Genomic DNA, 17,866 nt, shown 5'->3' on the forward strand with positions numbered 1-17,866 from the left:
GGACAACGCGGAACACCCCAATGCGACACACGCTTCCCATAGCGCCCCAGTTCTATGTGACGGCACCGCAGCCCTGCCCCTACCTGCCGGGGCGGATGGAACGCAAGCTGTTCACCGCGCTGCAGGGCGAGGGCGCGCAGCGCCTGAATGACGGGCTGTCGAAACAGGGCTTTCGCCGGTCGCAGAACGTGCTTTACCGGCCGTCCTGCGCCGATTGCGCGGCCTGTCTTTCGGCGCGGATCAACGTGGCGGAGTTCACCGCCTCCAAGAGCCAGAAGCGCACCGCGCGCCGCAACGCGCATCTCAAGCGCCGGGCGACCTCGCCCTGGGCGACCGAGGATCAATACGACCTCTTCCGCCGCTATCTGGAGAGTCGTCACGCCACCGGCGGCATGGCCGACATGGACACGTTCGAATTTGCCGCGATGATCGAGGAAACGCCGATCCGCACGCGGGTGGTGGAATATAGCGACCCCGAGGAGGATGCGCTGATCGCCGTCTGCCTCACCGACATCCTCGATGACGGGGTGAGCATGGTCTATTCCTTCTATGAGCCCGACATGCCCCGGGCATCGCTCGGTACCCATGTGATCATGGATCATATCGAGATCGCACGCGAGAATGACCTGCCCTACGTCTATCTGGGCTACTGGGTGCCCGGCAGCCCCAAGATGGGCTACAAGGCGGCGTTTTCCGGGCTTGAGGTCTATATTGGCAACAACTGGCAGAAGATGCGCGACCCGGATGCGTTCCGCTCGCAGGCGCATCCGCTGGTCAACGATCCGATTTCCGAGCAGGTCGCCAATATCGCCCTGCCCGATGGTGGCCCGGCCCGGCGCACCGGGCGCTGAGGTGGGGCGCTGGGGTGCGGCGCTGAGGCGGAACGCTACGCCGGATCAGGGGCGGCACAGCCCCGGATATCCACCGCATCCCCGGTGCTGAGCACCGTGAACCGCAGGCCCGACCGGTCGAGCATGAAGCCCAGCCCCTCAACGTGGTGCAATTCGGTCTCGGCCTGCAGGGTCTGGCCGGTGCGCTGCGTGTCGGTGTGCGCGATCCAGAGCTGCGGATTGCCCGTCTCCACCACGACCATTTCCTGCGCGCCCATCTGTTTCATCTCGATCTCGGCCACCAGGCGCATGCCGCCCCCGGCCAGCGGTGCGACCGTGCAGGCGACCCGCCCCACCCCAGCCTCCTCGGCGGTGTAGGGCCGCGCGGCGAGCGCTGCGGCAATCCTCGGATCGCGCTCTCCCGGGCCAAGCGGCAGCTCGAGTCCGGTCTCCATCTGCACGGGCACGCAGATATCGCTGCACAGGCCGATCTCGATCTCTGCGGCGAGCGAGATCGGCTGATCCGCGCGATCCGGGGTGAGCCGCACCGGCAGCACCAGATCGTGCTCATAGCCGATGGTGCGCAACCCGCTGGTCATGGTTTGCTGCGGCGTCGGCCAGATGATCTCGATCGTCTTGAGGTTGCTTGAGCCGCGCCAGTCGAAGCGCGGCGGAATCCCGGCGTCACCCGGCGCGCGCCAATAGGTTTTCCAGCCCGGCTCCATCTCGAACCGCAGCGCCGCCATATGGCTGCCATCCTGCATCCGCCAGCCCGGAAGCACGGAGACCGTAACCATGTCATCGACCGATTGCGCCGATGCCGGGGCCGCGAACGCCAGTGCAACCGGCACGATTAGGGGGATCAGCATTTTGAACATGAGTATCAAATGGGGGATTCCGCCGGAAATGCCAACTCACATTCCAGCGAGAAATCTTGCCACAAGGTGAACGCCCACCTTGCACCGGGCGGCGCGCGCCCCCATTCTGGAGTCACCACGACGAGAGGCAAACGGTGACGGATAATACCGATCTGACAGGAAAAATACTGATTGCGATGCCCGAGATGGGCGATCCGCGTTTCGCAAATGCGGTGGTGTTCCTGTGTGCCCATTCCGCCGAAGGGACGATGGGACTGATCATCAACAAGCCCACGCAGGAGCTGCGCATGCGCGACCTTCTGGAACAGTTGGAGATCACGCCAGGCATCGAAATGCGCAACCTTCCGGTGCATTTCGGCGGCCCGGTGGAGCATGGGCGCGGCTTTGTGCTGCATGATCGTGGCTATCACTCGGCGATCTCGTCGCTTGAGGTGAACGACGCCTTCGCGATGACCGCGACGCTCGACATCCTCGAGGATCTTGCAGAGGGGCGTGGTCCGACCCATGCGCTTCTGGCGCTTGGCTATGCCGGCTGGGGGCCGGGGCAGCTTGAGGCGGAGATTGCACAGAATGGCTGGCTCACCTGCGAGGCCGACATGGATCTGGTCTTTGCCACCCGCGATGCCGACAAGTGGGAAACCGCGCTCGGTCGGCTTGGTGTCTCGGCGCTGATGCTCTCGTCGGACGCGGGCCGCGCCTGAGCGGATTGCCGCTGGTCAAGCGCTGGCGCGCGCTGATAGATTGGCCCCCATGTTTCTCCGCGCCTCACGGACCCTGCTTGTCGCCCCGTTCCTGCTGGTCACTGCCCTGGTGACCGGAGCGGTCTGGCAGTATGGCTACGGCCAGGCGCTCGACGCGCTGGCGCGCCGGGGCACGGCGGATATGTCGCTGGTGCTGGGCGGGCTGGTCTCGGATCTGCAACGCTACCGCGATCAGGCGGTGGCGCTGGCCGGGCATCCGACGCTGACCGTGCTGACCGGCGCGCGCGCCCCGCATCAGGAGGCGGCAGCGAACCGGCTGTTGACCGCTTCGGCAGACCGTACCGGGGCGACCGGGCTCTATTTTGTGAACGCTCGGGGCGATCTGCTGGCGGGCACCCGAGGCACCCCGCCGCCGAACCTCACCGGCTCCGAGGCATTTGCCCGGGCGATGGACGGCGCGCTTGGCACGACCCACTCGATGCAGGCCTCGGGCACGTCACGGCTGTTTCAATTCGCCGCCCCGTCCTTTGGCGCGGATGGCAGGGTCAACGGCGCGCTGATCGCCGTGGCCAATGCCGAGAATGTCGAATTCGGCTGGCGCGGCTTGCAGACGGCGGTGTTTCTGGTCGACGAGGCGGGCCGCGTCTTCATGTCCAACCGCTCCGAGTTGCTGGGCTGGGGCAAGGTGCCGGGTGAGGCGCAGCTGGTGCCGCCTGGAGGCGCGCCGGTCCGGTTCACGCAGACCCGCAGCGGCCCGCATGAGATCTGGCAGATCGATCTTGGCCCCTACCTGCCGCGCCGCGCGCTTCAGGTCAGCGAGGCGCTGCCGCGCATCGGCATGACCGGCGCGGCGCTGGTCGATGTGGCCCCCGCGCGGCGCATCGCGATGTTGCAGGCGGGGGCCGTGGGCGGGCTGCTCCTGTTCTTTGGCGCGCTGCTGCTTTTCGCGCAGGAGCGCCGCCGCACGCTGGCGCGCGCCAATGCCGAACTGGAACGCCGCGTCGCCGACCGCACGGCGAGTCTCACAGAGACCAACCTTGCCCTGCGCCGCGAGATCCGCGAGCGGCAGGAGGCAGAGGCTGCACTGCGCCGCGCACAGGCCGAACTGGTGCAGGCCGACAAGCTCAGCGCGCTTGGCAAGATGAGCGCCGGGATCAGCCACGAGCTCAACCAGCCGCTGATGGCGATCCGGCAATTCGCCGCGAATGGTGGCGCGTTCCTGCAACGTGGCACGCCTGACAAGGCCGCCGAGAACCTCGCCCGCATCGACGAGATGGCCCACCGGATGAGCCGCATCATCCGCAACCTGCGCGCTTTCGTGCGCAACGAGAACGAGCCTGTGACCCGCGTCGACATGGTGCAGGTTGTGCAGTCCGCGCTCGAGATGACCGCCGAACGGCTGGCCAAGGATGGCATCAAGGTCGATTGGCAGCCCCCTGCCCGGCCCGTTCCGGTGCGCGGCGGCGAGGTGCGGCTCGGGCAGGTCGTGCTCAACCTGATTGCCAATGCCGCCGACGCCATGTCCGATAGCGCCGAGCGCCGCCTTTCGATCACCCTTACCGATGGCGCGCCGGTCACGCTGCGCCTGTCGGATACCGGGCCGGGTATCGAGGAGCCGGAGAAAATCTTCGATCCGTTCTATTCCACCAAGCTGATTGGTGCGGGCGACGGGATGGGGCTCGGCCTGTCGATCTCCTATGGCCTCGTCCAGAGCTTCGGCGGAAAGATCAGCGGGGCCAATACCGGCCACGGCGCGGAATTCACCGTCGAGCTGGAGCCATGGGCAGAGCAACAGGAGGGGGCGGCATGATCGGCGAGGTGCTGATCGTCGATGACGACCGCCCCGTGCGCGAGGCGCTGACGCAGACGCTGGAACTGGCGGATTACAAGGTACGCGCCGCCGGATCCTTCATCGAGGCCAAGGACCACATCGCGCCCGGTTTTCCCGGCGTGATCCTGTCGGACATCCGCATGCCGGGGCGCGACGGGTTTCACCTGCTCAGCTATACCCGCACGCTGGACGATGAATTGCCGGTGATCCTGCTGACCGGCGAGGGCGATATCCCGATGGCGGTCAAGGCGATGGGCGACGGCGCGTTCGATTTTCTCGAGAAGCCCTGTGCGCCGGATCAGCTTATCCCGGTGCTGGAACGCGCGCTCAAGAACCGCCGTCTGGTGCTGGAGAACCGCCGGTTGAAGGCGCAGCTTGAAACCGGCGACCCGGCGGCGCGGATGCTCTTTGGCACCTCGCACCTGGCCGAAGACATGCGCCAGACCGTGCGACAGGCAGCACGTGCCGGTACCGAGGTGCTGGTCACCGGCCCGCCCGGCGCGGGTGTCTCCAAGGTGGCCGAGGTCATCCATCTGATGTCGCGGGGCGCGAGTGGCCCTTTCGTCAAGCGCGCGGCGGCGGGGCTCGATCCCGACGCGCTCGATGCCGCCTATGCGCAGGCGGCGGGCGGCAATCTCTTTCTCGACGAAATCATGGCTCTGCCCAAGGTGAGCCAATATTCGCTGCTCGAACGGCTCGATCCCGGGGGTGAGGCGCGGCTGATTGCGGGCAGCACGGCCGAACTGGCGCAGGCCGCTGCCGAGGGCCGCTTCAACGCCGATCTCTTCTATCGGCTGGAGGTGCTGCGCGTGCGCATCCCGGCGCTGTCGGAACGGCCCGAGGATATCCCGGTGCTGTTTCGGCATTACGTGGCGCAGGCCGCCGAACAGGCCGGGCTCTCGGCCCCCGAAATCAGCCCCGATCACCTTGCCGCGCTGATGGCGCAGGACTGGCCCGGCAATGCCCGCTCGCTGATGTCGGCGGCGATGCGCTTTGTGCTCGGCATGCCCGACAGCGCGGCGGAGGCGGCGGAGCTGGGGCTTGCGGAACAGATGGCGCGGGTCGAACGCTCGCTTTTGGTTGCGGCGCTGGGGCGGCAGAACGGGCGCGCGGCGCAGGCCGCACAGGCGCTCAAGCTGCCGCGCAAGACGTTTTACGACAAGCTGGCGCGCTACGGGATTCGGCCCGAGGATTATCGCCGTTGAGTCTTGCCCCGGACGTGCGGAAATCCGCACACTTGCGGCGGCGCACGTGCGGATTACCGCACAAGCCATGATGCAGGCGCAAACCTGCCATGTGAGACTCACCCTTCAACAGACTGATAAAAGGTCAAAAAGCAGGCAAATCGCCCGAGAATCACGCAACAACTTGAGCGGCGCGCATGATTCTCTCACCATAGCGATACCGCGCCCCGAACCGGGCGTTTCGGAAATGACAGAAATCCATGGGAGGAGACCCACATGAAATTCCTGACCGCTGCCGTATCGGCACTGGCGCTGACCGCCTTCGCAGGCACCGCGATGGCCGCCTGTGACGATGGTGAGATCGTCGTCAAGTTCAGCCACGTCACCAACACCGACAAGCACCCCAAAGGCATCGCCGCCTCGCTGCTGGAAAGCCGCGTCAACGAGGAAATGAACGGCACCATGTGCATGGAGGTCTATCCGAACTCCACGCTCTACAACGATGACAAGGTGCTCGAATCGATGCTGCAGGGCGATGTGCAGCTGGCTGCGCCCAGCCTGTCGAAATTCGAGAAATTCACCAAGCAGTTCCGCCTCTTCGACCTGCCCTTCCTGTTCTCGGACGTGCATGCCGTCGACCGTTTCCAGGCCTCCGAGACCGGTCAGGCGATGCTCGACAGCATGCAGCGCCGCGGCCTTCAGGGTCTCGCCTACTGGCATAACGGCATGAAGCAGATGTCGGCCAATGTGCCGCTGCTGGAGCCGTCGGACGCCAATGGCCTCAAGTTCCGCGTGCAATCCTCGGACGTGCTCGTGGCACAGATGGAGGCAATCGGCGGCAGCCCGCAGAAGATGGCCTTTTCCGAGGTCTACGGCGCGCTGCAGCAGGGTGTCGTTGACGGGCAGGAAAACACCTGGTCGAACATCTACGGCAAGAAGTTCTTCGAAGTGCAGGACGGCATCACCGAGACCAATCACGGCATCATCGACTACCTGCTGGTGACCAGCGTCGACTGGCTCGACAGCCTTGAGCCGGACGTGCGCGACCAGTTCCTGACCATCGTCGCCGAGGTGACCGAGACGCGCAATGCCGACTCCTCCAAGGTCAACCAGGAGGCCAAGCAGGCGATCATCGACGCGGGTGGCGAGGTGCGTCAGCTGACGCCCGAGCAGCGCGAAAAGTGGGTTGAGGCGATGAAGCCCGTCTGGGAGCAGTTCAAGGGCGATGTCGGAGCCGAGAACATCGACGCCGCAGTGGCCTCCAACAGCAGTTCGTAAAGCTGAATTGACGGTGCCGCCCCGCATCATCGGGGCATCGGTATCAGTATCGGGCGGGCCCCCGTGGCCCGCCCGACGTGCAAGAACCTTTTGAAAAATCAGGGAACCGGGACGATGCAGCACAGGACAGGGCTAATCGACCAGATCGAGGAGACGGTGATCGCCGTGCTGCTCGGACTGATGACTCTCATCACCTTCGCCAATGTGGTGGCACGCTACATGTTCAACTCGAACATCCTCTGGGCGCTCGAACTGACGGTGTTCATGTTCGGCTGGCTGGTGCTTCTGGGGGCCTCCTACGCGGTCAAGAAACACGCGCATCTGGGGGTGGACGCGATCCTCAACATGGTCTCGCAACCGGCGCGCCGCGTGCTCGCCCTCATCTCCGTGACGGCCTGCCTCGTCTTCTCCTTGCTCCTGCTCAAGGGCTGCTACGATTACTGGGCGGTCTTTGCCGACCTGCCCCCCACATCGGGGCGCTGGTTCCCGACCGGCTTCGACATGGAGGCCCGCAGCCAGAGCTTTTACGAGGTGCAGGATGTGCCGATGGTCGGTGCCTTCCGCTTTCTGGAGGACATGATCAATTACGGCGAAACCTACGAGAAACTGCCCAAGGTCGTGCCCTATATCGTGCTGCCGGTCTCGGCGCTTCTGCTGGTGCTGCGCTTTTCGCAAGTGGCTGTCGCCATCTGGCGCGGCGATGTCGACCGGCTGGTGGCCAGCCACGAGGTCGAGGAAGAGCTTGACGAGTTCCGCGCAAGCCATGCGCAGGACAGCCGCGGAGGATCCAACTGATGGATGTCGTCCTTCTCTTTTCCATGGTGATCGGGCTGCTGCTGATCGGCGTGCCGATTGCCGTCTCGCTCGGTCTCAGCTCGACCATCTTCCTGCTGATCTATTCCGAAAGCTCGCTCGCCTCGGTTGCAGGCACCCTGCTTGAGGCGTTCGTGGGCCATTACACCCTGCTCGCGATCCCGTTCTTCGTCCTCGCCTCGGCCTTCATGACCACGGGCGGCGTGGCGCAGCGGATCATTCGCTTCTCCATCGCCTGCGTCGGGCACCTGCCGGGCGGGCTTGCCATCGCGGGGGTATTTGCCTGCATGCTCTTCGCGGCGCTCTCGGGCTCCTCGCCCGCCACGGTGGTGGCCATCGGTACGATCGTCATCGCGGGCATGCGGCAGGTCGGCTATACCAAGGAATTCGCCGCCGGCGTGATCTGTAACGCCGGCACGCTCGGCATCCTCATCCCGCCCTCCATCGTGATGGTGGTCTATGCGGCCTCGGTCGATGTGTCGGTCGGACGGATGTTTCTTGCCGGGGTCATCCCGGGCCTGCTGGCCGGGTTCATGCTGATGACGACGATCTATGTCATCGCCAAGGTCCGCAACCTGCCGAAAGGCGACTGGCAGGGCTGGGGCGAGATCTGGGCCTCGGGGCGTGAGGCGGGCTGGGGCCTGTTTCTGATCGTCATCATCCTCGGCGGCATCTATGGCGGCATCTTCACGCCCACAGAGGCGGCGGCGGTGGCGGCGGTCTATTCCTTCTTCATCGCCTGCTTCATCTACCGTGACATGGGGCCCCTCGCCACCACCGGCGAGGGCAAGAACACAAGCCTCCTGCGCAAGCCGCACGCGCTGATCACCGCGTTTGTGCACCCCGACACCAAGAAAACGCTTTTCGAGGCGGGCAGGCTCACGGTGACGCTCCTCTTCGTGATCGCCAACGCGCTCATCCTCAAGCATGTGCTGACCGACGAGCAGATCCCGCAAAGCATCGCCAATGCCATGCTCGGGGCGGGCTTTGGACCGGTGATGTTCCTGATCGTGGTCAACGTGATCCTGCTGATCGGCGGGCAATTCATGGAGCCCTCGGGCCTTCTGGTGATCGTCGCGCCATTGGTCTTTCCGATCGCCATCGAGCTTGGGATCGACCCCATTCACCTTGGCATCATCATGGTGGTCAACATGGAGATCGGCATGATCACGCCACCGGTGGGGCTCAACCTCTTCGTCACCTCCGGCGTGGCGGGCATGCCGATGATGGCGGTGGTGCGCGCTGCCCTGCCCTTCCTCGCGGTGCTGTTCGTGTTCCTGATCATCATCACCTATGTGCCATGGATATCGACCGTCCTGCCCAATACCTTCATGGGACCGGAAATCATCACCAACTGACGCGGGCAGACCGCGCCTGAGACGCCACGCGAGGAGTGCCCCTCTCCGCGTGGCGTTTACATTTGCGATTTGAAACACCGCGCAGCGCGCGCTACCTGCGGTGTCGCAATGGCGTCTTTACCACGCCATGTTTCATCGCTACCCATAAGGCCCAATCGAGGAGAGACGCGTGACCCAAGAGACCCTGAGCGTGCACCGTGACGCCTTTCTTGCGGCCATGCGGCAGGTTGCGAGCACCGTCACCGTGGTCACGACCGATGGGCCTGCGGGGCGCGCAGGGGCCACGGTCAGCGCCTTCACCTCGCTCTCGGCCGATCCGCCGTCAGTGCTCGTGTGCCTGCGCGTCGACAGCAGGATCGCGCGCACCGTGGCCGAGAACCGCGGCTTCTGCGTCAATATCCTGGCCGAACATGCGGTCGAGGTGGCGCGTGCCTTTGCCGGGCCCTCGCCGGACGATCCCGAGGACCGCTTTGTCGGCCTGTCCTTCGAGCCCGATGCCCACGGCCCCATCCTGCCACGCGCGACGGCCTTTTCCTGTGTGCTCACCGACCGGATGATCCACGGCAGCCACGCGATCTGCATCGGGCGGGTCGCCCGGATCAGCAACGCAGGCGAACGGCCGCTGACCTATCTGAGCGGCGACTACCATATCGTGCGCCCGCATCGCGACTGACAGCTTCCCGTTTCTTTATGGCGAAAATACTCAGATCGCCCGGCTGGCCAAACCGCACCACGCCTGCCATATCTGCGCGCGAGCCAGCCAAGGAGACGTGCCCATGACCCGTATCATCACCGCCCTGAGCGAGGTATCCGACCGCTACGACGCGCTCTTCGTCGATCTCTGGGGCTGCGTGCATGACGGCGTGCGCGCTCTGCCCGAGGCGGTTGCGGCCTTGCAGACCTACCGCAAGGCCGGTGGCGCCGTGATCCTGGTGACCAACGCACCGCGCGCCCGCGACTCGGTGGCGCGGCAACTCGACGGGTTCGGCGTGCCGACCGATGCCTGGGACAGCATCGCCACCTCCGGTGACAGCGCCCGCGCGGCGATGTTCCGCGGCGTCGTGGGGCAAAAGCTGTGGTTCATCGGCCAGGCCCATGACGAGAGTTTCTTCGAGCCGCTCCAGATCATCGACGACCCGGTCGAGGTGACCCGCGTGCCGCTGGAAGAGGCCGAGGGCATCGTCTGCGCCGGTCCCTTCGATCCCAATGCCGACCCCGCCGAGATGCGCCCGCAGTTCCTTTATGCCAAGCAGAAGGGGCTCAAACTGCTCTGCGCGAACCCCGATATCGTGGTGGATCGCGGCGAGCGGCGGGAATGGTGCGCCGGCGCGCTCGCCCGACTCTATACCGAGATGGGGGGTGAGAGCCTCTATTTCGGCAAGCCGCATCCGCCGATCTACGATCTTGCGCGGCGGCGGCTGGCGTCCTTGGGACGCGACGTCGAAAACCACCGTATCCTCGCCATCGGTGACGGGGTGCAGACCGATATCAAGGGCGCGATGGGCGAGGATATCGATTCCCTTTTCATCACCGGCGGGCTGGCCGCGAAGGAGACCAAAACGTCGCAGCAGCCCGAAGAACAGGCGCTAAGCGATTATCTTGAAAAGGAAATGTCGGCGCCGACCTATGCGATCGGTTTCCTGCGCTGACAGAATCCGCTTGCTTTTTCTGCGTCCGCGAAGTAATAAAATTCCAACTTGGGCCATGAAGCCGCCCGAATATTACACGCCAAACCAAGCGGAGGGCGGAAATGTTGGATAATATGCCGCGCGGCACGATCTGTATCGAAGACATCGAGATGGGCATGACGCGCCACCTGCGCAAAGTCGTGACCGACCGCGATATCGAGATGTTCGCGGAGGTCTCGACCGACCGCAACCCGGTGCATCTCGATGATGCCTACGCGCAGGATACGATCTTCGAGGGGCGCATCGCGCATGGCATGCTCACTGCGGGTCTCATCTCGGCGGTGATCGGCGAGCAGCTACCGGGGCACGGTACGGTCTATATGGGCCAGACGCTGAAATTCCTTGCCCCCGTGCGCCCCGGCGACATGGTGCATGCCGAGGTCGAGGTGGTGGGCATCGACCACGGCAAGCGGCGGGTGCAGCTTGACTGCCGCTGTCTGGTGAACGGCAAGAAGGTTCTGATCGGCGAGGCCACAGTGCTGGCACCGTCGCGCAAGTTCGACTGAGCCCCGTCGGTTCGCCGCCCGACGGAGCGTTCCGGCACCGGCTGCGCGCACGCATGTCGGTGCGGATGGGCCAGCCGGGGTGGGGGGGCCGACGGGCAACCGCCACTCCGCGCCTCAGACCAGGTCCTGCGTGTGTTTGCGCAATTCCGCGCGCGCCACCTGTCGGCGGTGCACTGCGTCGGGCCCGTCGGCCAGGCGCAGCGTGCGCACATGGGTCCACATCGCGGCCAGCGGCACATCCTGTGAAATGCCCTGTGCGCCGAACATCTGCACCGCCTCGTCGATCACCCTGAGCGCCACGCGCGGCGCCACCACCTTGATCTGGCTGATCCAGGGGTCTGCGGCGCGGGCATCGCCCTGATCCATCATCCACGCCGCCTTGAGGCACAGGAGCCGCGCCTGCTCGATCTCCATCCGGCATTCGGCGATGATATCGTAGTTTGCCCCCAACTGCGCCAGCGGTTTGCCAAATGCTTCGCGCGCGAGGCTGCGTTTGCACATCATCTCCAGCGCGGATTCGGCCTGACCAATGGCGCGCATGCAATGATGGATACGCCCCGGCCCGAGCCGTCCCTGCGCGATCTCGAAGCCGCGCCCCTCGCCCAACAGCATGTTCTCTGCGGGCACGCGCACATTCTCGAACCGGAAATGCATATGCCCGTGCGGTGCGTCGTCATGGCCGTAGACCTGCATCGGGCGCAGCTTTTCGATGCCGGGGGTGTCGGCGGGCACCACGATCATCGAATGGCGCTGATGCTTGGGCAGATCGTCGCCACCGGTCCGGACCATCACGATATAGACCCGGCACCGCGGATCGCCCGCCCCCGTGGCCCACCATTTCTGACCGTTCAGCACGTAGTGATCGCCGTCGCGCACGCAGGACATGGCGATATTGGTGGCATCCGAACTGGCAACCTCGGGCTCGGTCATCAGGTAGGCGCTGCGAATCTCGCCCTCCAGCAGCGGGGCGAGCCACTCGGCCTTCATCGCCTCGGTGCCATAGCGCTCGAACACCTCCATGTTGCCGGTATCGGGCGCGTTGCAGTTGAACACCTCCGCGCCCATCGGCGTGCGCCCCATCGCTTCGGCGAAGCAGGCATATTCGACCGTGGTCAGGCCAAAGCCCCGCGCGCTGTCGGTGAGCCAGAAATTCCACAGCCCCTCGGCCTTGGCGCGCGCTTTCAGCCCTTCGAGGATCTCGGCCTGCCGGGGGGTGTAGGTCCAGCGGTCACCCTTGCCCACCTCGGCGTGATATTCAGCCTCAAGCGGCATGATCGTATCGTGGACCATGGCCGCCACGCGATCCAGGAGCGCGCGAATCTCGGCTCGCATTCCAAGGTTCATTTCCATGCCTCTTCTCCTTCCGTGTCCAGCTCTTCGCGGGCCTCGGCTGGGTGATTGCAACCCTTGCGCGACCTGTTGGCGGGTACGTGCAATCGCAGACGGGCAGGCCCCGCCGAATGACAAAACCTTACCAGGACCTGCGCCAATTTACGCCACATTGCAGGTGCCAACTACCCTTGCGCAGGCCGCGTTTGGCCGATCCGCCAGCGACCTGCGCGTTAAGTGACGTGAGTGATTGAAGAGTGATCTGTTTTCAGTACGGTACGCAATAGCAAATCAGGTGGCCGCCGCATGGCGGTCGCCTGATCCCGGCCTGATCCCGGGGCACGTCGCCGGGCGGGATTGACGCGCGCCCCGTCTCTGAGCCTGATACCGCAGGCTCGAGAATCTCGATGCCGGGCCCGGCATTTACGCAACATGCCCTACCCTTGATGAATGTAGCTACCCGGCGCGTCTGCGAGCGCGGGACAGGACGCGGTGGCGCCCGGAATGCGGGCGGCGACCGGGCCGCTGCTGTGCCGGGCCAGCCAGTGCGCCCATTCCGGCCACCACGAGCCCGGCACCGGCTCATGCGCCGCATGCCAGGTGTCGGGGTCGCGGTAGAGTGCCCCGGCCGGGCGGTGGCCGGTCCGGTAGTGGCGCCCGGTATGGCCCGGTTCAGACAGGATGCCGCCATTGTGGCCGCCCTTGGTAAGCAGGAACTGCATGTCGCAATCGGTGAACAGCGCGGTCTTGTAGACCGACCGCCACGGCGCGATGTGATCGGTCTCGGTCGCCACCACGAAGAGTGGCCCGACAATATCCTTGAGTGCGATCACCCGCCCGTCGACGGCGAAGCGCCCCGCCGAGAGACGGTTTTCGAGAAAGATGCCGCGCAGGTATTGCGAATGCATGCGCGCGGGCATGCGCGTGGTGTCGTTGACCCATACGGTGATATCGGTGGGCAGGTCCGGCTCGCCCAGGAAATAGCGCCGCACCGCCCGCGACCAGATCAGATCCTCGGCGCGGATGGCGGCGAACGCGCCGGACATCTGCGGCCGGTCCAGATAGCCCTGCGACCACATCAGATCCTCAAGGAAGGCGACCTGACTTTCATCGAGAAAGAGCAGCAACTCGCCCGCTTCGGCGAAATCCACCTGCGCCGCCATCAGCGTCACCGAGGCCAGCCGGTCGTCGCCGTCGCGCGCCATCGCCGCGGCTGCAATCGCCAGCAGCGTGCCGCCCAGGCAATAGCCGTTGGCGTGCACCTTTTGCCCCGGCACGATCGCGTTGATGACATCGAGCGCCTGCAGGATGCCCTGCTTGCGGTAATCCTCGAGCGACAGTTCGGCATGCTCCGCCCCCGGATTGCGCCAGGAGATGCAGAACACCGTGTAGCCCTGCCCGACCAGCCAGCGGATCATGGAATTCTCGGGCGAGAGATCGAGGATATAGTATTTCATGATCCAGGCCGGCACGATCAGCACCGGCTCGGCCTGCACCTCGTCGGTGGTAGGCGCATACTGGATCAGTTCCATCAGGTCGTTGCGCCAGACCACCTTGCCCGGCGTCGCGGCCAGCACCTTGCCAAGCGCGAACGCCTCGGGCACGGGGCGGTGTTCCTGCGCAAGGATGTGGCGCGCGTCATCGGCGTAATGCTGTGCCCCCTCGATCAGGTTGCGCCCGCCCGTGGCTGCGGTCCGTTCAAGGATTTCCGGATTGCCGAGCGGGAAGTTCGACGGCGACACCGTGTCGAGCATCTGCCGGGCGATGAAGCCGGTGCGCTGCGCGTTGAGGTTGCGCAGTCCGCGCAGGTTCGAGGTCGCGGTTTCCCACCAGTCCTGGCTGGCCAGAAAGCCCTGCTGCCAGAGCGCGAAGGGCGCCTTCTGCCATCCCGGATGGGTCCAGCGCGTGTCGTAGCGCCCGGGGCTGAAGGGTTTGTCCGGCCTGGTCCCCGCCATGCAACCGAGGGCGTATTGCCCCAGCTTCGTGCCATTGGCCTGCGCGCGTTCGACCAGTTCCAACTGCCGCCCCGGCGCGCGGGCCAGATGCATGGCCCAATCGCTCCAGGCGTCGATCATCGCATGAGGAGACAGACCGCCGGTGAAGCGCGCGAGGCTGGCCATGGCGCTGCGGTCGAGGGCGGCGTGGGGGTGCGGGTCGACCGCTTTCGCAGGTGGCGGCGGCGCGGGAGAGCGCCCGGGCGGATGCGGCCCGGGGGTGTCCTCGGGGGCGGGCCGGATTCGGATGCGGGTCGGCTTGCGGGTCATGCCGAAACGGTTTCCTTCGTTGCATGTCGCGGGCAAGTCGTTGGGTCTGCCATGCCGGATCATCGCATGGTGCCGCCCGTTCGTCACTGATCTGAATCAATGAGGGTGACGGGCGGAGTGCCGAGCGTGCATCGGCTCAGAGCGCGGTCCAGCCGCCATCGACGCTGATCGTGGTTCCGGTGATCTGCGCCGCCGCGTCGGAACACAGGAAGAGCGCGGTCCCGCCAAGTTGCTCGGTGGTGGCAAATTCCTTCGACGGCTGCCGCTCCAGCATCACCTTCTCGATCACCTCGTCGCGGTCCATGCCGTATTTCTCCATCGTGTCGGGGATTTGCGCCTCCACCAGCGGGGTCAGCACGTAGCCCGGGCATATGGCATTCGCGGTGATCGGTTCCTTCGCGGTTTCCAGCGCCACCACCTTGGTCATGCCGACAATGCCGTGCTTGGCCGCCACATAGGCCGATTTGAAGGGGCTCGCGGTCAGGCCATGCGCCGAGGAGATGTTGATCACCCGGCCCCAACCCGCCTTGCGCATCATGGGCAGCGCGGCGGCAGTGGTGTGGTAGGCGGAATTGAGGTTGATCGCGATGATCGCGTTCCACTTGTCTGCTGGAAATTCGTCGATCGGGGCGACATGCTGAATGCCGGCGTTGTTGATCAGGATATCGCAGGCCCCGGCCTTTTCGATCAGCGCGCGGCACTGGTCGCCATCGGACATGTCGGCCTGGATGTAACGCGCCTTGGTGCCGGTCTCGTCGGCGATCTTTTTGGCCAGCGCGTGATCCTCGTCCGAATCGGTAAAGGAGTTCAGCACCACATCGACCCCGGCGCGTGCCAGTTCCCACGCGATGCCCAGACCGATGCCGGAATTCGAGCCGGTGATGACGGCGGTTTTGCCCTTGACGCTCATGCCTGTTCTCCCTTGTTCAGAATGCACGCGCAGCATATGTGCCGCATCTGCGAATTGCACGGGGAATGAGGATCACGAGGCTGAGAGCGGGCCAAAAAAAACGCCCGCACGAGGCGGGCGTCAAGTTATTGAGGCAGGTTTCATACAGGCAAGAAACCTATCGAGCAGTAACCTCTTTATAAGCAATCCTGCGCCGCAGTCCAAGCTAAAAGTTTGAAAAGACGTTAATCCGCCTCTACGCTCGGCCCCTGACAAACAAGGATGATTGAGGATTGTCGCCAAAATGGGATCAGAATTATTCCGCCTGATACGGGCCGGACTTTGCGCGATGGTCCTTGCAGGAGGGTCCTCTCAGGCGCTCGGGCAGCCCGCGCATGGCATAGCTATGTATGACGAGCCCGCCCTGCCACCTGATTTTGTGTCCCTGCCCTATGCCAACCCGGACGCGCCCAAGGGTGGGCGGGTTGTAACCGGCAATGTCGGCGGCTTTGATTCGCTCAATCCGTTCATCCTGCGCGGCAGCCCGCCCTGGCAATTGGCGCATCTCACGCATGAGACCCTCATGGGGCGTTCCTGGGACGAGCCATTCACGCTTTACGGGCTTCTGGCCGAATCGGTCGAGACGGACGAGGCCCGCACATGGGTCGAGTTCACCCTGCGCGATGAGGCCCGATTCTCCGATGGGTCTTCTGTCACGGTCGAGGATGTGATCTGGTCGTTCGAGACATTGGGCACCAAGGGCCACCCCCGATACCGGGCGTTCTGGTCCAAGGTCGCGCGCATCGCGCAGACCGGGCCGCGAAGCGTCCGGCTGGAGTTCACCGAGGGCGACCGCGAACTGGCGCTGCTGGCCGGGCTGCGCCCGATCCTGCAAAAGGCGCAATGGCAGGGGCGCGACATCGCCGAGGCGGGGATCGACGATATCCCGATCGGCACCGCCCCCTACGTGGTCGAGGATTACGAGGTCAACCGGCACGTCACCCTGCGCCGCAACCCCGACTACTGGGGCCGCGACCTGCCGTTCCGGCGTGGCACCAACAATTTCGACGAGATCCGGATCGAGTTCTTCGGCGACGACACCGTTCTCAAGGAGGCGTTCAAGGCCGGGATCATCAGCTATGTGCGCGAATTCAACGCCGAGGCCTGGGCTGAGGAATACGATTTTCCCGCCGTCGAGCGCGGTGAAATCGTGAAATCCGAAATCCCGCATCAGAAACCCTCGGGGATGACCGGCTTCGTGATGAACACCCGCCGTGCGCCGCTCGATGACTGGCGGGTTCGCGAGGCGCTGATCACCGCGTTCAATTTCGACTATATCAACGACACGCTGACCGGCGGGCGGCAGCCGCGCATCACGTCCTATTTCTCCAACTCCGAACTGGGCATGGATCACGGCCCCGCCACGGGCCGCGTGCGCGCATTGCTGGAGCCTTATGCCGAGACCCTCCTGCCCGGAACGCTGGAGGGATACAGCCTGCCCCAAGGCGACGGCACCGCGCGCAACCGCACGGGCCTGCGCCGGGCAATGCAGCTTCTGAGCGAGGCGGGCTGGCGGGTCGAGGACGGGCGGCTGGTCAATGCGCAAGGCGCGCCGCTGCGGCTGACGGTGCTCTTGCAGCAGGACGGGCTGATCGCGCAGGCCAGTGCAATGATGGATATCTATGCCCGCGCGCTTGCCCGGCTGGGCATCACCCTCAACGTCGAGACGGTGGACAAGGCGCAATATGCCGAGCGCGAGGCGCAGTATGATTTTGACCTCACGATGATACGCCGGTCGCTGTCGCTCAGCCCCGGCAACGAGCAGATGTATTACTGGGGTTCCGAAGGGGTGGACGATCCCGGCAGCCGCAACCTGATGGGCATGCGATCACAGGCGGCAGAGGCGATGATCCGCACCATGCTGGGCGCGCGCGACCGCGACGCATTCGTCGCCGCCACCCGCGCGCTCGACCGTATCCTGACGGCAGGGCGCTACGTGATCCCGATCCATCAATACAGCGTCGGCCGTATTGCCCATAAGGCGCAGTTGAAGTATCCTGAGAACAAGCTGCCGATTTACGGGGACGGTATCGGTTTCCTCCCCGAGGTCTGGTGGTTCGAGGCAGAAGAATAAGAACAGGCAACAACCATAGGCAGGAGCATGCGAAAACTGATTGCGCTTGTCCTCATCGCCACGCTGGCAGGCTGTGCCACCGTCGACGGTGTGGGACGTGACATATCGGGTGCTGCGCGCGGCGTTCAGAGCTGGTTCTGAGCGCGGCTTCCAGCAGCAGGACCGAGGGTGTTTTGGCCCCTG

The 17,866-nt window shown here is 64.9% G+C and carries 16 protein-coding genes; 12 read left to right on the forward strand and 4 right to left on the reverse strand.

Annotated elements, in window-relative coordinates:
• The first annotated feature begins 20 nt into the window (after positions 1 to 20).
• Positions 21 to 851 carry an arginyltransferase gene (locus tag ACSSV4_RS07700; protein ID WP_454274456.1) on the forward strand — a complete coding sequence of 277 codons (831 nt, stop codon included), beginning with the start codon at positions 21 to 23 and terminating at the stop codon, positions 849 to 851.
• A 35-nt stretch (positions 852 to 886) separates the two neighbouring features.
• Here the strand turns inward: ACSSV4_RS07700 and ACSSV4_RS07705 are convergent, their stop codons facing one another.
• Positions 887 to 1,699 carry a protein-disulfide reductase DsbD domain-containing protein gene (locus ACSSV4_RS07705; protein ID WP_454274457.1) on the reverse strand — a complete coding sequence of 271 codons (813 nt, stop codon included), beginning with the start codon at positions 1,697 to 1,699 and terminating at the stop codon, positions 887 to 889.
• A 143-nt stretch (positions 1,700 to 1,842) separates the two neighbouring features.
• Here ACSSV4_RS07705 and ACSSV4_RS07710 point away from each other — a divergent pair, with 143 nt between their 5' ends.
• The 9 genes from ACSSV4_RS07710 to ACSSV4_RS07750 all read left to right on the forward strand — a co-directional run bounded on the left by ACSSV4_RS07710 (position 1,843) and on the right by ACSSV4_RS07750 (position 11,067).
• Entirely contained in the window at positions 1,843 to 2,409 is a 567-nt protein-coding gene (locus ACSSV4_RS07710) for a YqgE/AlgH family protein (protein ID WP_454274458.1), read from the forward strand.
• Positions 2,410 to 2,458: 49 nt separating this feature from the next.
• Positions 2,459 to 4,219 (forward strand): sensor histidine kinase, encoded by a 1,761-nt coding sequence (locus ACSSV4_RS07715; protein ID WP_454274526.1) that lies wholly within the window; start codon positions 2,459 to 2,461, stop codon positions 4,217 to 4,219.
• Entirely contained in the window at positions 4,216 to 5,445 is a 1,230-nt protein-coding gene (locus ACSSV4_RS07720) for a sigma-54-dependent transcriptional regulator (RefSeq protein WP_454274459.1), read from the forward strand. The genes ACSSV4_RS07715 and ACSSV4_RS07720 overlap by 4 nt, the downstream gene beginning before the upstream one ends.
• A 255-nt stretch (positions 5,446 to 5,700) precedes the next feature.
• Positions 5,701 to 6,702, forward strand: coding sequence for a DctP family TRAP transporter solute-binding subunit (locus ACSSV4_RS07725; RefSeq protein WP_454274460.1), 1,002 nt, complete (start codon positions 5,701 to 5,703; stop codon positions 6,700 to 6,702).
• A 114-nt stretch (positions 6,703 to 6,816) separates the two neighbouring features.
• The gene (locus tag ACSSV4_RS07730) at positions 6,817 to 7,497 is read left to right on the forward strand and encodes a TRAP transporter small permease (protein WP_454274461.1); all 681 of its coding nucleotides are present in this window, start codon (positions 6,817 to 6,819) and stop codon (positions 7,495 to 7,497) included.
• Positions 7,497 to 8,873, forward strand: coding sequence for a TRAP transporter large permease (locus ACSSV4_RS07735; protein WP_454274462.1), 1,377 nt, complete (start codon positions 7,497 to 7,499; stop codon positions 8,871 to 8,873). Before ACSSV4_RS07730 ends, ACSSV4_RS07735 begins: the two co-directional genes overlap by 1 nt.
• Before the next feature lie 169 nt (positions 8,874 to 9,042).
• Positions 9,043 to 9,546: a flavin reductase family protein gene (locus tag ACSSV4_RS07740; RefSeq protein ID WP_454274463.1), complete on the forward strand. Its 504-nt coding sequence runs from the start codon at positions 9,043 to 9,045 to the stop codon at positions 9,544 to 9,546.
• Between the two features lie 103 nt (positions 9,547 to 9,649).
• Positions 9,650 to 10,522 carry a TIGR01459 family HAD-type hydrolase gene (locus tag ACSSV4_RS07745; protein WP_454274464.1) on the forward strand — a complete coding sequence of 291 codons (873 nt, stop codon included), beginning with the start codon at positions 9,650 to 9,652 and terminating at the stop codon, positions 10,520 to 10,522.
• 101 nt (positions 10,523 to 10,623) lie between these two features.
• Entirely contained in the window at positions 10,624 to 11,067 is a 444-nt protein-coding gene (locus ACSSV4_RS07750; protein ID WP_454274465.1) for a MaoC family dehydratase, read from the forward strand.
• 114 nt (positions 11,068 to 11,181) lie between these two features.
• Here ACSSV4_RS07750 and ACSSV4_RS07755 read toward each other — a convergent pair whose 3' ends face one another.
• The 3 genes from ACSSV4_RS07755 to ACSSV4_RS07765 all read right to left on the reverse strand — a co-directional run bounded on the left by ACSSV4_RS07755 (position 11,182) and on the right by ACSSV4_RS07765 (position 15,570).
• Positions 11,182 to 12,417, reverse strand: coding sequence for an acyl-CoA dehydrogenase family protein (locus ACSSV4_RS07755; protein WP_454274466.1), 1,236 nt, complete (start codon positions 12,415 to 12,417; stop codon positions 11,182 to 11,184).
• A gap of 416 nt (positions 12,418 to 12,833) precedes the next feature.
• Positions 12,834 to 14,660: a PHA/PHB synthase family protein gene (locus ACSSV4_RS07760; RefSeq protein ID WP_454274467.1), complete on the reverse strand. Its 1,827-nt coding sequence runs from the start codon at positions 14,658 to 14,660 to the stop codon at positions 12,834 to 12,836.
• A 136-nt stretch (positions 14,661 to 14,796) separates the two neighbouring features.
• Positions 14,797 to 15,570, reverse strand: a complete 774-nt coding sequence (locus tag ACSSV4_RS07765) for a 3-hydroxybutyrate dehydrogenase (RefSeq protein ID WP_454274468.1) — start codon at positions 15,568 to 15,570, stop codon at positions 14,797 to 14,799.
• 328 nt (positions 15,571 to 15,898) lie between these two features.
• Between ACSSV4_RS07765 and ACSSV4_RS07770 the strand changes: the two genes are divergently transcribed.
• Both ACSSV4_RS07770 and ACSSV4_RS07775 read left to right on the forward strand, forming a co-directional pair.
• Entirely contained in the window at positions 15,899 to 17,683 is a 1,785-nt protein-coding gene (locus tag ACSSV4_RS07770; RefSeq protein ID WP_454274469.1) for an extracellular solute-binding protein, read from the forward strand.
• A 27-nt stretch (positions 17,684 to 17,710) separates the two neighbouring features.
• Positions 17,711 to 17,824 carry an entericidin EcnA/B family protein gene (locus tag ACSSV4_RS07775; RefSeq protein WP_454274470.1) on the forward strand — a complete coding sequence of 38 codons (114 nt, stop codon included), beginning with the start codon at positions 17,711 to 17,713 and terminating at the stop codon, positions 17,822 to 17,824.
• Positions 17,825 to 17,866: the final 42 nt, after the last annotated feature.

The organism is Roseovarius sp. MBR-154 (genome assembly GCF_053628595.1).

Coding starts and splice junctions, on each gene's coding strand:
- ACSSV4_RS07750 (WP_454274465.1), top strand. CDS start 10,624: ATGTTGGATAATATGCCGCGCGGCACGATCTGTATCGAAGACATCGAG.
- ACSSV4_RS07755 (WP_454274466.1), bottom strand. CDS start 12,417: ATGGAAATGAACCTTGGAATGCGAGCCGAGATTCGCGCGCTCCTGGAT.
- ACSSV4_RS07730 (WP_454274461.1), top strand. CDS start 6,817: ATGCAGCACAGGACAGGGCTAATCGACCAGATCGAGGAGACGGTGATC.
- ACSSV4_RS07735 (WP_454274462.1), top strand. CDS start 7,497: ATGGATGTCGTCCTTCTCTTTTCCATGGTGATCGGGCTGCTGCTGATC.
- ACSSV4_RS07775 (WP_454274470.1), top strand. CDS start 17,711: ATGCGAAAACTGATTGCGCTTGTCCTCATCGCCACGCTGGCAGGCTGT.
- ACSSV4_RS07705 (WP_454274457.1), bottom strand. CDS start 1,699: ATGCTGATCCCCCTAATCGTGCCGGTTGCACTGGCGTTCGCGGCCCCG.
- ACSSV4_RS07760 (WP_454274467.1), bottom strand. CDS start 14,660: ATGACCCGCAAGCCGACCCGCATCCGAATCCGGCCCGCCCCCGAGGAC.
- ACSSV4_RS07765 (WP_454274468.1), bottom strand. CDS start 15,570: ATGAGCGTCAAGGGCAAAACCGCCGTCATCACCGGCTCGAATTCCGGC.
- ACSSV4_RS07745 (WP_454274464.1), top strand. CDS start 9,650: ATGACCCGTATCATCACCGCCCTGAGCGAGGTATCCGACCGCTACGAC.
- ACSSV4_RS07725 (WP_454274460.1), top strand. CDS start 5,701: ATGAAATTCCTGACCGCTGCCGTATCGGCACTGGCGCTGACCGCCTTC.
- ACSSV4_RS07770 (WP_454274469.1), top strand. CDS start 15,899: ATGGTCCTTGCAGGAGGGTCCTCTCAGGCGCTCGGGCAGCCCGCGCAT.
- ACSSV4_RS07715 (WP_454274526.1), top strand. CDS start 2,459: ATGTTTCTCCGCGCCTCACGGACCCTGCTTGTCGCCCCGTTCCTGCTG.
- ACSSV4_RS07720 (WP_454274459.1), top strand. CDS start 4,216: ATGATCGGCGAGGTGCTGATCGTCGATGACGACCGCCCCGTGCGCGAG.
- ACSSV4_RS07700 (WP_454274456.1), top strand. CDS start 21: ATGCGACACACGCTTCCCATAGCGCCCCAGTTCTATGTGACGGCACCG.